The organism is Selenomonas ruminantium AC2024, from assembly GCF_000687995.1.
Classification (GTDB): domain Bacteria; phylum Bacillota; class Negativicutes; order Selenomonadales; family Selenomonadaceae; genus Selenomonas_A; species Selenomonas_A ruminantium_B.
Map to the genome: position 1 here is coordinate 1,832,755 of NZ_JIAC01000001.1, position 11,781 is coordinate 1,844,535.

Annotated in this window: 16 protein-coding genes; 1 reads left to right on the forward strand and 15 read right to left on the reverse strand. The window is 50.2% G+C overall.

The window, feature by feature from the left end; translation table 11 throughout:
• Positions 1–349: 349 nt before the first annotated feature.
• The 7 genes from P157_RS0108675 to P157_RS0108705 are packed head-to-tail and all read right to left on the reverse strand — an operon-like array spanning position 350 to position 6,081.
• Entirely contained in the window at positions 350–1,312 is a 963-nt protein-coding gene (locus tag P157_RS0108675) for a hypothetical protein (protein WP_026760655.1), read from the reverse strand.
• Complete coding sequence (locus tag P157_RS0108680) at positions 1,312–2,241, reverse strand: hypothetical protein (protein WP_026760656.1); 930 nt, start codon at positions 2,239–2,241, stop codon at positions 1,312–1,314. Before P157_RS0108680 ends, P157_RS0108675 begins: the two co-directional genes overlap by 1 nt.
• Complete coding sequence (locus tag P157_RS0108685) at positions 2,238–2,654, reverse strand: hypothetical protein (RefSeq protein WP_026760657.1); 417 nt, start codon at positions 2,652–2,654, stop codon at positions 2,238–2,240. Before P157_RS0108685 ends, P157_RS0108680 begins: the two co-directional genes overlap by 4 nt.
• Before the next feature lie 2 nt (positions 2,655–2,656).
• Positions 2,657–2,998 carry a phosphoribosylformylglycinamidine cyclo-ligase gene (locus tag P157_RS14225; RefSeq protein WP_143142196.1) on the reverse strand — a complete coding sequence of 114 codons (342 nt, stop codon included), beginning with the start codon at positions 2,996–2,998 and terminating at the stop codon, positions 2,657–2,659.
• Positions 2,970–5,582: a hypothetical protein gene (locus P157_RS0108695; RefSeq protein ID WP_026760659.1), complete on the reverse strand. Its 2,613-nt coding sequence runs from the start codon at positions 5,580–5,582 to the stop codon at positions 2,970–2,972. The genes P157_RS14225 and P157_RS0108695 overlap by 29 nt, the downstream gene beginning before the upstream one ends.
• An 11-nt stretch (positions 5,583–5,593) precedes the next feature.
• Positions 5,594–5,770: a hypothetical protein gene (locus tag P157_RS15515; protein WP_157833241.1), complete on the reverse strand. Its 177-nt coding sequence runs from the start codon at positions 5,768–5,770 to the stop codon at positions 5,594–5,596.
• Positions 5,767–6,081, reverse strand: a complete 315-nt coding sequence (locus P157_RS0108705; protein WP_026760660.1) for a hypothetical protein — start codon at positions 6,079–6,081, stop codon at positions 5,767–5,769. The genes P157_RS15515 and P157_RS0108705 overlap by 4 nt, the downstream gene beginning before the upstream one ends.
• A gap of 86 nt (positions 6,082–6,167) precedes the next feature.
• Between P157_RS0108705 and crcB the strand changes: the two genes are divergently transcribed.
• Positions 6,168–6,554, forward strand: a complete 387-nt coding sequence (gene crcB / locus P157_RS0108710) for a fluoride efflux transporter CrcB (RefSeq protein WP_026760661.1) — start codon at positions 6,168–6,170, stop codon at positions 6,552–6,554.
• Positions 6,555–6,556: 2 nt separating this feature from the next.
• Here crcB and P157_RS0108715 read toward each other — a convergent pair whose 3' ends face one another.
• From P157_RS0108715 to P157_RS0108750, 8 genes are all read right to left on the reverse strand, one after another.
• Entirely contained in the window at positions 6,557–7,144 is a 588-nt protein-coding gene (locus P157_RS0108715) for a major tail protein (RefSeq protein WP_037368263.1), read from the reverse strand.
• Positions 7,144–7,515 carry a DUF3168 domain-containing protein gene (locus P157_RS0108720; protein ID WP_026760663.1) on the reverse strand — a complete coding sequence of 124 codons (372 nt, stop codon included), beginning with the start codon at positions 7,513–7,515 and terminating at the stop codon, positions 7,144–7,146. The genes P157_RS0108715 and P157_RS0108720 overlap by 1 nt, the downstream gene beginning before the upstream one ends.
• Positions 7,512–7,895: an HK97-gp10 family putative phage morphogenesis protein gene (locus P157_RS0108725; protein ID WP_026760664.1), complete on the reverse strand. Its 384-nt coding sequence runs from the start codon at positions 7,893–7,895 to the stop codon at positions 7,512–7,514. Before P157_RS0108725 ends, P157_RS0108720 begins: the two co-directional genes overlap by 4 nt.
• Entirely contained in the window at positions 7,888–8,226 is a 339-nt protein-coding gene (locus tag P157_RS0108730; RefSeq protein ID WP_026760665.1) for a head-tail adaptor protein, read from the reverse strand. The genes P157_RS0108725 and P157_RS0108730 overlap by 8 nt, the downstream gene beginning before the upstream one ends.
• A complete protein-coding gene (locus P157_RS0108735; protein WP_026760666.1) occupies positions 8,226–8,501 on the reverse strand; it encodes a head-tail connector protein in 276 nt (91 codons plus the stop codon). Before P157_RS0108735 ends, P157_RS0108730 begins: the two co-directional genes overlap by 1 nt.
• Before the next feature lie 63 nt (positions 8,502–8,564).
• Positions 8,565–9,755 (reverse strand): phage major capsid protein, encoded by a 1,191-nt coding sequence (locus P157_RS0108740; protein WP_026760667.1) that lies wholly within the window; start codon positions 9,753–9,755, stop codon positions 8,565–8,567.
• 15 nt (positions 9,756–9,770) lie between these two features.
• Positions 9,771–10,499 carry a head maturation protease, ClpP-related gene (locus tag P157_RS0108745; RefSeq protein WP_037368266.1) on the reverse strand — a complete coding sequence of 243 codons (729 nt, stop codon included), beginning with the start codon at positions 10,497–10,499 and terminating at the stop codon, positions 9,771–9,773.
• Positions 10,486–11,739 (reverse strand): phage portal protein, encoded by a 1,254-nt coding sequence (locus P157_RS0108750; protein WP_026760669.1) that lies wholly within the window; start codon positions 11,737–11,739, stop codon positions 10,486–10,488. The genes P157_RS0108745 and P157_RS0108750 overlap by 14 nt, the downstream gene beginning before the upstream one ends.
• Between the last annotated feature and the right edge of the window lie 42 nt (positions 11,740–11,781).

Consider the following 11,781-nt stretch of genomic DNA (forward strand, 5'->3'; position numbering starts at 1 on the left):
TCCATGCTACAGAAGCAGATTCTATCTGCCGTTTGGTATCCGCAGAAACCTTCTCGGTTTTAATGCCGCTACGTCTAGTATCTGCAAACACCTCATTCCCTTGCGCCACCTGCCTTTTTACATCTGCCGTGGCTTTTACTTGTACGCTGGTGGACGGCACTATGGTGGCGAGAATTTGCATCTTGAGGTGGATTTTCCCCATCGGTACCCATGCGGCAGCAATCTGTGGCCTAATGCTTATTCTGCCCTGGGGTATCCATGAGATATAGGCATCCGCAGGCTGAAGAATAATTTTTCCGTGAGGAATCCACGAAATATATGCTGTTGGCTTTATGACAATGCCCATCGGCTACACCTCGGCTTTCCAGCCTAACTGCATACCTGCCAGGTCAGCTATGTTAGCGTTTACGGAGTAACAATCTACTGTTCCCATATCCGTGTTGGTTAGTAGTTTCTTGGTGCCATGCTCTATCTGCTCATCACCAGCTTTTGAAATACCTGTAAGCCGTGTCAAATCCTCTCCTGTCCGATAAGCAGGTCTGCCGCCAATGGCTATTCCCGTCACCTTTGATATGCCCCCATATTGGGATATGAGCGAGTTCACATTCACAGTCTGCAAAATCTGCTGTCCTGCCGTATCGGCAAGGTATGTGCCATTTTCTTGGGCGGTCATATCCGTCACAACATCTCCCAACGGAACTGCCTGTATTTTTTCCTTGAGGCTGATTTCCTCATCAAAACTCATGATGATATTGGACAGATAGCATTTGCCATAATTTTGTGTAGCATAAATGACCAGTTTGCTGATGGCATCCATGTAAATGTATTTCTGCGTATTTTCCATGATTTTCTCGCCGTTCATATAGACCTGGTACTCACCATCGGCAACAGATGCGCTTCTTGCCTTGAAGTGCATCCAGAAACTGTTGACGCTGTCGAATTTCAGCGCACCTCCGACCTTATACTCCACATATTTGTCATACGATGAACTATTGCCGATAATGACTTGCGGATCAAGGTCACTAGAATATTTACGAAGTTGCCAGCCATAAAAACCTGTATATCCGGAATGTTTGCTGTAAAACCCGACCTCGGCCATGACGCCATCGGACATTTCTGACCATGGTGGGATATAGACGTCGAACTTTGCATAGAAATGTGTCGGTGCGGTTTCCAAGGTAATATCAATTCCCTCGTTGTCTTTTGGCTGGTATAAGGCTACGCCATTGTCGGGATTGAATTTTGTTCCTTCCACCGTCGTGCCGTCTTCCACATCCAGGAACTCTGCAAAGCCCGGATTGATATATCTCATCACGATGCACCTGCCTTCCAGCCAAATTTATAGTCTGCTATTTCAGATATTTTTAGTGACAGGGCATGACCGTCTGCCACTACTCCCGGTGTTCCCTGCGGAACAGTTTTCGTGCCATACTCTGTGATATTTGCTCCATCAGATTGAATCGCCGTAAGGTCGGACAGCCCTTCTGCTGTGCGACAGACTGGATTGCCGATAACAGCGATACCCTTGATGATTGTATCTGCGCCGTAGGCATTGATTAACGAAACTGTATCTACGGTCTGCAAAATGGTCTGCCCCTCCGCATCAGCGATGTACTCTCCATCCTCTCCTGCCAACATGGTGGTTTCCGTAGTGGCAATCGGTAGGAGCACCACCTGCTCCTTGGGGGCAATCTCTGTATCAGACAGAATGAGATTGGAAATCGCGCCATAAGCACTATCAGCGTAGACCACCAATGTTTTGGATTTGCCAAATTTGATATCATAGTCAAACTTTTCCACGGACTGACCGTTGGCATAGATTTGCACATAACCGTCAGTGCCAGTCTTAACATGAAACCAAATGTTATTGATGGCATTCAGCTTGAGGTTCAGTCTCTCCGGCTCGGATAAATAAGCCTCTGTACCACCGGATGAATTACCGCTATAATACCGCAAAAAGTACATGACATTATCTCTCTTAACGAATCCCATGCCGTCCAACGCATAGCCATTGGTTTCGAGCATGGCAATTTTTATCCAAAAGTCGTTACGGTCTTTGGGAATGTACACATCGAATTTGCCGTAAAGTTCTGCCGGTGTTTCAGAAAGCACCAGCCCTTTTTTATCTGTTGGCTGATAAAACATCACCCCTGTCTTGCTTTTGACTGTATCCGCTATGGTCGTACCACCTGCCACATCGAGAAACTCTGCATAGCCCGGATTGATGTATTTGAAGCTCATACCGCCACCACCAGTCCTTCTGCCTGTATGTCTACGGACGTGTCGTTCTGGGGCTTTTCTTCCTTGCTGCTGATTGCCTTGACCCAGAAGATGGTGTTCTTGTCCGTCACTCCGTCCAGAGTGAGCGTTTCCTGCCAGCTGGCTTTCTTCAAGGCCGCATTCTCGTCAGCATAGTTGTTGTCGGCAGCTGCCTGCCATTTTGCAGAGCCGTCACCAACAAACTTGATGGCGGTGCTCCCCTCAATGTAATAACCACTGTCACAGCGGACAGCGCATTTCACGGCTTTCTGTTCCTCCTTGCTGGCATCCAGCGTGACGGAGATGGGGGAAAGCTCCGTGCCGGAACTGGCTTCTGTGCCATCCGTAGAGCCTGCCGTGGGATTGCCATAATAGATGTGAAGCTGATTTGCCATAGTCATAACCTCCAAAATTCTAATGTCGCTTTTACTGCCTTGGGAAAGCGGGATACATATTGATAGGACTTCACCACTACTCGCATAGACGGCCAGACGTTGCCGCCTTCATCTGTAATCTGCACCAATTGCCGGCTGTTCCAGTAACCGCAAACAACTTCCCAGTTCACAATCGTCATGGTGACATTGCAGGAAACCTTATCCCCGGCTTCAATATGACCGAAATCCTGCACGGCCACACCACCGATGATTTCCACTTGTTGCTGACGGTCATCCGGGATTATCTGCCAGTTGTCTACATCCAGTGTCCTGACCTCACCAATTTGAATATGTATTGTCTCCACCTCCCAAGGCATTTTCTACGGCAGGCCTTATGCGGTCGGCCACACTGTCCGCAAGATATCTAATGCCGTCATTATCCTGGGTGACGGCGTTTTCGATATTCACATTGACCTCCAAATGCGGCGCAGCCGTGACAGCTTGCTGGGGAGCCGGCCCAGTCTCATTCTGAAGGGCAGGCGATGAACTGAGCTTGTCCATCTGTTCTCGCATGCCGTGCATTTCCGTCTGCATATTGCCCATAACCTCATCGTATGAATAATCCTTACCTCCCATGCTCATTTTGAAACTCTGACGCATCTGCTCCTGCTCGGCGGCAATCACCGCAGGGTCACGGAAGTTAGGCAGCAAATTTTCCATCATCACCTTCCGTGCCTGCTGAAAACCGGATAACTGTTCCGGCGTCATTTGCAAATCTTCCATGGTGAAGCCATGCGCCTGTTTGTAGTACTCGGCTAGACCGCGCTGACCGCCTTCCAGATACGCCTTAAATTCCTCTTTCTGCGCCTGCAGTACCTGTAGTGCCGCATTCCTTTTGGCGTCAAGTTTTTCTTTTTCAGCCCATTGCGTCGCCTTGACTTCATCCAGCCCTTTTTGAATCCAAGCCTGTTTCTCACGTTCGATATCATCAAGGCGGTTTTGTAGCTCCGTCTTCCAGACAGAGTCGATTTTTGATGCAATTTCATTTTCCCACTGCTCCCTGATTTTAGCTTTGCTGGCCTCTGCCCAGCTTGCAGCACTGACCTCATCCAAGCCTTTCTGCCGATAGGCCTGCGCTTCTCTGTCAATATTAGCCAGCTGATTTTGTAAATCCGTACGGTAAACGGCCTGAGTGCTATCTACCACGTTCCGCTGAAAATCTTCGTAAACCTTGGCCTGCTTTGCCAGCTTGTACTCGTCCAGCAACTTGGTATCTGCGCCTTTGGCCTGAAGTTGTTCCACCTCTTTGTTGATGGTATGGAGAGAGTTTTCCAGTTCGTTATGGGTAAGTTCATATAGGGAATCCGTCAGCTGGGCATTGGCCTTTGCGGCTTCTTCCGTAGCCTTGGCAGCCTGCTTTTCGGCAGCCGCACGTGAAAGGCTGGCCTTTGTATTCTTCTCCTGCGCCTCGCGATTTTTCTCCGCTTCAGCCGCCGCCTTTTTCTCGGCTTCGGCCTTTTCCTTTAGAGCCTTTTGCTCCTCCAGATATGCCTTGTACTCATCCCCATACATTTTGTCGAGGATTGCACCGCCAACCACAGGAATGCCAATAAGCGGTGCTGCCGCCGTGTGATTTTCAATCAGCCACTTGTTGGCCTTGGCGTGTTCCACCACTTTATTGAACTGCTCACCCACGAAAACAAGACCTTCAGCCACGGTCTTTAATGCCCAGCCCCAGCCAGAGATTGCCTCCTTGATGGTATCCTTGTTCTCTTGAATCTCAGTCACCAGCCCCTTGAAACCCTCGGTGACTTCCGGCAGGAGTTCTGCGGATAGTGGTAATAGGGCTGTTCCTATGGCAGACTTTAACTGCCCCATCTCCATTTCCATGGCTTTCCATTGGAGCCACGTTTTATGACTTTCCTCCGGATTGAGCAGACCGGTGGTTTTGACGTTGCCCGCCACTTCCATCAGCTCATCGTACTGTTCAAGGAGCGGAATGAGTGCCGCACCACGGGCACCAAGGACTTCTGCGGTATAGGCTTCTTCCTGCCCCGCCTCCATGGCGTTTTTATACCCCTTGGCTAACTGGTCGAGCTGTTCATTGAGCGGCAGAAGGTTGCCAGCCTGGTCTAACAGGGTTATGCCAAACCGCGCCATAGCCTGAGTAGTGGCATTGCCATTTTCCCCGGCAGTCTCCATCTGCTTATCCAGGCGGGCAATCAGCGGGACAATGGACATTACATCCATACCTGCCAACTGGAATGTACGGTTCAGTTTGCCAGCCTCGGTAGCTGTGGTATGAAGGCGTTTTGTCAGCCGATAGAGATTTTCCCCGGACTCCATGGCTCCCTTGGTCAGATTGAACAAGCCTGCCCCTGTCGAGAAGATGGCCATAACGGCTGCCGCTTTGACAGACAGCATAGTAAAGCCCCCAGCCAAGCTGTCCACACCGCTTTTTGCTTTGCTAAGGCCAGCCGCCATAGCTGTGCCAAAAGTTCCTGCCTTGCCGGAAGTCTGTGTTATGGCACCACCCAGCTTGTTCATCTCGGCATTGAGTTTGCGGACTTCAGCCTCAGTCTGCGCGACAATTTTCTGCTGCTTTAGCAGATTGGTCTGAGCCCGTTGGGCAACCTCGCTGTCATTGCCATTGGTCTTTTGGGCATCTTTTAGAACGGTTGCGAGGATTTCTTCCTTCTGCCGCTGTATATCCAACTGACGATTGATGGCTTCATGCTTGACCTTCAACCTGTCCAACTCCGAGCCAACGCCCTCAAGTTTGGCAAGGTCAACGTCCATCTTCAACTTTATTTGATTAGTTCTGGTATTCAGCCGCGATACTGCCTGGGATACCGTCTTGCCTGCCGTATCAAAATCCAGCTGGAGCCGGGCAATGTCCAGACCAAGGCTGATATATAGTTCATCTATCTTCTGCCCACGCTTTGCCATTTGCCCACCTCCTACAGGACATCGTCAATGTATTTCTGATGGCGGCTGTCATCCGTCAGACTGAGGACGGTCAGCTGATCAAGCAAAAAATCTATATCATGCTCATCCACCTCCTGCATTGTCCAGCCGTAGGACTGCTGCAGCCGTTCGTAATACAGCAATAAATTCTGGTACGGAGACAGGCTCACTTCCCTGTCTCCGTTTCCCCGTTTGGGAGATTTACCAGCTTGGCAAAGGTCTGAGCCTGCAGCCATTCGAAAAGCTGCCGTGCCAACGGCACCACATCGGCGATTTCCATATTCTCCTCCACGGATTCTGTGGTAACCTCCGGCTGATTGAAGGCCAAAACAATAAGGGCAACATGAGCCGAGAGGAATTCCTCCACGGTCATCTTGCCCTTGTCCTTATCGAAAAATGCCAGGAACTCCCGCCATACCTTCATCTTAGGTGGAGCTGGCTGGATGATTTTGCCGTTGATTTTGATTTTTGGTGTATCCATCTAAATTTATCCTCCAAAATCAGTTTTCAAAATTTTTGTCCTCGTTATATAATGAATAGTAATTTCCTATACGCGGAGGACTCTTTATGCATCTTTTTTATGTTTTCATCGGTGGTGGACTTGGGGCTATTTGCCGCTACCTTGCCACATCCGTAATTGGCAGCCGTTTTGGTATTATGTTTCCTTTCGGCACACTGTTTGTTAATACCGTTGGCAGTTTTCTCATGGCACTTATTTTGGGATTTTTATTACCCTTGGCCAGAACCACCAACATGATGCCAGAATCGTTACGTCTACTTTTGACCGTTGGCTTTCTTGGTGGATTTACAACTTTTTCCTCGTTCAGCATGGAAACTTTGACACTAATGCGAGGAGGCAGTTATTTTCTCGCCATAATTAACGTTACCGCCAATATTGTGCTCGGCTTTTGTGCGGCTGTAATAGGCTATAAACTTTCTTCATCACTATGCTAATATCAAACCGTGGTATACCAGTTACTTGCAATTTCTGCATCCAGCCCGGCACTTTCGGTATCGGCATAGGTGTAAGAATTGCCGTCTGACAATCTGTAGATGGCCTTAGCAGTCAAGGTCGGCGTCTGATAGGAAATGCTTTCTTCCTTGGTGGAGCCTTTAACCGAGGGTTCTTGGAACATAACTTTGAAAAATTTTGTCAGCCGCTTGCTGCCGTTCCGTTTGTCGCTCTGAAACATCACGGCAAAATACGGAGCCACATCATCTTTATTGGCAACCATCACGCCGTTCTCACATTTATGTCCCAAGAGGTAAGCCACATACTCCAAGGGCAAAGCCGCTGTGTCGAAGGTCAGTTCATAGGATGCCGTGTTGGTGGCGGTGTCTATGGACTGGCCATCTGCATAGAGGTCGGCACTGCTGTTGGAGGGCTTGATGTCGATGCTCCGCAGTACCTTGCCCAAGTCGATGGGGGTATCATAGGTTGCTTCACTTCCGACTTCATCCGTCAGCAGCTTTGCCACATGCAGCCGCTGTATATTGATAAACTGTCCGCTGACCATTCTGCTGGCCGGTTTCATTTCTGCCATTATTCATCCACTCCTATTCCAATTACATAATCCACGCAGAACACAAATACATCGCGCTCTGCCATTTCCAAGGACTGACGGCGCATAAAGCCCAGTCCCTTCATGATTTTATTTACCACATCATGAATATGCTCATATTGTCCGTCCTTAGTGAGAATCTGCAGCCGCACGGTTACGCGCCGTTCCATCTCGAAACCGTCTGCCGTGAGAGCCGGAACATCCGATATGATGTTGTACACAATGATTGGGTAGCTGCCAGCATTGGGGCTGATGCCGGGATAAATGCACCGACACCGCCTGTCTCTTGCCAGCAATGATGTCAGTTCCCTTGACGTACTCAGGGTCTTATACACTTTTTCCTTGATATTCATTTCCTGCGAAGTGCCTCCCTTACCGCATCGATTATCTTATTCCTGACCTCATCCCGTCTGGCATCCATGGCAGGATACATAAAGGGCTTGTTGATTGCTGGGCTGAATTCCACCAGCTTGCCGTAAAAAATGCCATCGTGGGATGTAGCGTCAGCAATGATTTTGTACTTGGCACCGCCTTTTTGTTTGACGGTATGGATAGAATCGCGCAAAGCACCTTTGACCACACGGTGGTCATTGCCCTTATAGACAGGGCAGCGGTTCCTTGCCTCCTGCATGACAATTTCCGCTCCATCTGCCAAGGCATCCTTGGCGGCCTTGGTGGCATTCTCCCCCAGTTCTCTCAGAATTTTCTCTGCGGATTGGTAACTTTTAGCCATCTTCCACCAGCTCCTTTGCCTCCATGACGAGATACTTGCGACCACCGTCCAAAGGGTAAGGTGGGGCTGACATTATTAGCCTCCTGTCACGCCACTCAATTATGTCCGTAACCTCAATGTCCTCACGATAGCGAATTACTATCCGGTATGACACCTCATCCACCTTCTCGGCATAGCCGTCTGAAATCTTGGCGGCATAGGGCAGAACCTTCGCCCAGACCGTAGCCACCTCCGTCTTGCCCTGCTCAATAAGGTTGCCGACAGCGTCTTCTTCAGCTATGGGGCGCAGGATTTTTATTCTCTGTCGCAACTCACTCAAATATACATACATCAGAAGCCCTCCCGGCGTATGCCCATCAGCAGGGAACGGAGCGTCATGGTGAGTTTTTTGTGGTCAGCATCATCCCGGTGCTCATAGAGATAGCCAACCGTATACAGCACTGCCGTCTTGGCTATAGCTCCGCAGGCTTTGAATTCGTCCTCATCAAGCCTTGCCACATCCATGCATAAATGCTCTGCTGCCCGCAGTAATTTGCGGACAATCTTATCTTCGGCATCTGTGTCGATACGGAGATATTCTTTTACCTTGGGCAATGAAACAATCATAAGCCATCACTCCCATAAAAACAGGGAGACACCAGCAAGGCATCTCCCCACACTATATTTACATCAGCCCTTGCCAGCAGTACCTTTGATTTTCAGCATCTGCACCGCTTCCGGCAGTACCAGCTTGCCGTCCACACGTTCCTTCATGACAAAGGCAATCATGCCGTTACCGGCGAACAGCTCGCGCAGTTCCTGAATGGAACGGGCGCCACGGTCACCGATGTTGTAGTAGCTGTAATCACCGAACACCAACGCCGCCTTGCCCGCCTCTGCCGTAGGCATAAAAGGCGTAGTGTGAATCGGATAGCCCAACAGACGGTCAGGCTCGCCCATCTGGTAGGAAGGCTGCCACATATACGCCTGGTTGGCATCCTTCAGCTTGCGGATTGCCGCCAAGGTCTGGTCGTTGACGATAAAGGCTGCACTCTTGCGGTAAGGACGCTTAAGTTTGTAGACTAGTTCAATAAGGTCATCTGCCGTGATGGATGCACCGTTGGTGGTGACACCAGTCTGCGCCGTGGTCAAAAGGCCGGTGGGCTTGTGGTTGCCGTCACCATTGAGGAAGGCATCCTCCTCGGCATTGGCGATAGCCTTGCCGAACTGCTGAATGATGTAACTCTCCAGATTAAAGGCGCTATCGTACAAAAGTTCCTCCGTAACCTTGATCGCCACATGGAGCTTGTAGGCATCCATGATAATCTGGTCGAAGGTGGCATCGCCAAAGCTAAGTGCCCCACCTTCCTCAATCCACGATGCAGCAGGTTTGGTGGCAGCGATGTTGATTTTGCGCTCACCACTGGTGGTAATTTTCGTACCGAGGTTACGCATAATGCACTCCTCATTCAATACATCAATCAGGCGGCTGTCGTATTCCTCCGGCACTAAATAACCGCCATCGGTATCAACACCTTCCTGCAGGACGTTGGATACGTTGCGGAAATTGCTGCGGATGGCGGCAAGCATAGCCTTGCGGTATTCATCTGCTGCCCTGCCCGTTTTCTCTGGCATCTTGGTGGCAGGTTTGTTGACAATCGGCTCAGATGTGGGCTTGGCAAGTTCTGCGTCAATCGCCATCTTCCGTTCCATGCGCTCGATATCCTTGCCGAGAGCCACCACATCTGCCTCCATTTTGTCGTAGGCGGCAGCATCTTCAGCAGAAAGCTTGCCGTCCTTATCCGTGTGACTGTCCAAAAAAGCCTTGGCACCTTCCCAAAGCTGTGCTCTTTTCGTACGAAGTTCCATAATCGTTGCCATAAATAATTCCTCCAATCAGTGAATAAGTAAGTTAAGACGGCTCCTGAGAGCGTCTGCGGATACACGGTTGTCTGGCGCAGCGACCTTAGTGAAATGCTGAGACTGCGCCTTGATTTTGTCGACGAGGGAATTGGTGACCGCCCTCATGGAAAAGAGCATCGCCTCCGCTCCTTCAGAGTTTTTTTCCTCCTCATCGTTGGTAAAAAGAATCTTGTCAGCAAAACCCAGTTCCACGGCCTTCTTGGCATTCATCCAGCTTTCTGCATCCATAAGGTCGGACAGTTGCTGACGGGGCAATCCAGTTTTCAGTTCATAGGCATTGATGATGCTGTCCTTCACCTCTTCCAGCATCTGGATAGCAGCCTGCATTTCCTTGGTGTTGCCGATAACTGCTGTGCTGGGGTTATGCACCATGAACATCCCCACAGGGGACATTTCAACGGTAGTGCCAGCCATGGCAATCATGGTTGCAGCCGAAGCAGCCAGCCCATCAATGCGGACGGTGACATTCCCCTTGTAGTCCATCAGCATATTGTAGATTTGAGCTGCCGCGAACACATCTCCGCCCGGACTGTTGATCCAGACCGTGATATTGCCATCGCACTTCATCAGCTCATCACGGAAGATTCCCGGCGTGACCTCATCGCCAAACCAGGAATCCTCGGCAATAGTGCCGTTAAGCACAAGGGTGCGTTCCCCTGTATCAGAGTCACGCACCCAGTTCCAAAACTTACGCTTCTTCATTTTTACCTCCAGTCTTTCCAAACAGCCCCGCATCCCGAAGCTTGCACAGGTTGCCATTGATGAGATACAGACTACCGCCCTCCTCGTCCGGGATTGGATTCATGTTCTCCATCTCACGGATGTCGTTGGCTGAGAGCCAGCCGTTCTGCCTGCCTACGGCATAACCTGCCATGCGGCTCTGGTAGTCCCCTCGCAAAAGCCCATCCACATTAAACTTGATGAAGTACCGCTTCTGCTCCGCTGGCGAGAGCAACGCCTTCTGCAAGGACTGCTCCCAGCGCACCACCCATGGATTGAGGGTATATTTGACGAACTCCAGGGACTGCTGCTCGATGTTGTTGAAGCTGGATTTTTCCAAGTCGCCAATCATGTGAGGTGGTACTCGGTAGAGCCTGGCAATCTCATCAATCTGAAACTTGCGAGTTTCGAGGAACTGCGCCTCCTCCGGAGGGATGGAAATCTGCTGATAGTCCACGCCCTCCTCCAGCACCACGACCTTGCCTGTGTTGGCTGTGCCACCATAGACCGCCTGCCAGCTTTCTCGTAGCTTGGACGGGTCTTTTAGGACACCTGGATGCTTGAGCACACCGCCCGGTCGAGCCCCATTGGCAAAGAACGCAGAGCCATATTCCTCACAAGCCAACGTCATGCCCACGGCGTTACGCGCCATGGCTATGGGCGAGTAACCCACCAGCCCATCAAAGCCCAACCCAGGAATATGCAAGACATCCTGTCTGCGGAGCTGCACCTGCTGTGCCCCTTTGAGATTGGGGTTGCTGTCATTGCTCGGCGTGTAAGTATAAACAATTTCACCATGCTCATCTCGGTCAACGCTCATGTGTTTAGGGAGCAACGGATACAGCCCCACCACACGCCCCATACCGTCCCTAATAATCTGGGAGTAAGAATTCCCCCACAAAAGCAGGTGAATCATTGCCGTTTCTCGAAATGTGAAAGAAGTCATTTCTGGATTGGGACTGTCGTGTAGCAATGCATACAACGGATGATGTGGCACACGCTCCTTGCCCTGTCCCTTGTACTCATAGACATGAAGCGGCAATCCGGCAACGGACTCAGCCAAGATACGGACGCATGCATACACCGCTGTGGTCTGCATGGCTGTGAATTCATTGACCATCTGCTTACTGACAGATTTGCCGAAGACAAATGGCCAACCACTGAAATGATAAAGATTCTGGGGCTTGTCACGTGAGCGGAAAAGTTTTGTGAAAAAGTTCATAGGTATCACGCTCCTAAAAAACAACGATGATTCGTAAGAGAA

Coding starts and splice junctions, on each gene's coding strand:
- P157_RS0108675 (WP_026760655.1), bottom strand. CDS start 1,312: ATGAGATATATCAATCCGGGCTTTGCAGAGTTCCTGGATGTGGAAGAC.
- P157_RS0108680 (WP_026760656.1), bottom strand. CDS start 2,241: ATGAGCTTCAAATACATCAATCCGGGCTATGCAGAGTTTCTCGATGTG.
- P157_RS0108685 (WP_026760657.1), bottom strand. CDS start 2,654: ATGGCAAATCAGCTTCACATCTATTATGGCAATCCCACGGCAGGCTCT.
- P157_RS0108695 (WP_026760659.1), bottom strand. CDS start 5,582: ATGGCAAAGCGTGGGCAGAAGATAGATGAACTATATATCAGCCTTGGT.
- P157_RS0108705 (WP_026760660.1), bottom strand. CDS start 6,081: ATGGATACACCAAAAATCAAAATCAACGGCAAAATCATCCAGCCAGCT.
- crcB (WP_026760661.1), top strand. CDS start 6,168: ATGCATCTTTTTTATGTTTTCATCGGTGGTGGACTTGGGGCTATTTGC.
- P157_RS0108715 (WP_037368263.1), bottom strand. CDS start 7,144: ATGGCAGAAATGAAACCGGCCAGCAGAATGGTCAGCGGACAGTTTATC.
- P157_RS0108720 (WP_026760663.1), bottom strand. CDS start 7,515: ATGAATATCAAGGAAAAAGTGTATAAGACCCTGAGTACGTCAAGGGAA.
- P157_RS0108725 (WP_026760664.1), bottom strand. CDS start 7,895: ATGGCTAAAAGTTACCAATCCGCAGAGAAAATTCTGAGAGAACTGGGG.
- P157_RS0108730 (WP_026760665.1), bottom strand. CDS start 8,226: ATGTATGTATATTTGAGTGAGTTGCGACAGAGAATAAAAATCCTGCGC.
- P157_RS0108735 (WP_026760666.1), bottom strand. CDS start 8,501: ATGATTGTTTCATTGCCCAAGGTAAAAGAATATCTCCGTATCGACACA.
- P157_RS0108740 (WP_026760667.1), bottom strand. CDS start 9,755: ATGGCAACGATTATGGAACTTCGTACGAAAAGAGCACAGCTTTGGGAA.
- P157_RS0108745 (WP_037368266.1), bottom strand. CDS start 10,499: ATGAAGAAGCGTAAGTTTTGGAACTGGGTGCGTGACTCTGATACAGGG.
- P157_RS0108750 (WP_026760669.1), bottom strand. CDS start 11,739: ATGAACTTTTTCACAAAACTTTTCCGCTCACGTGACAAGCCCCAGAAT.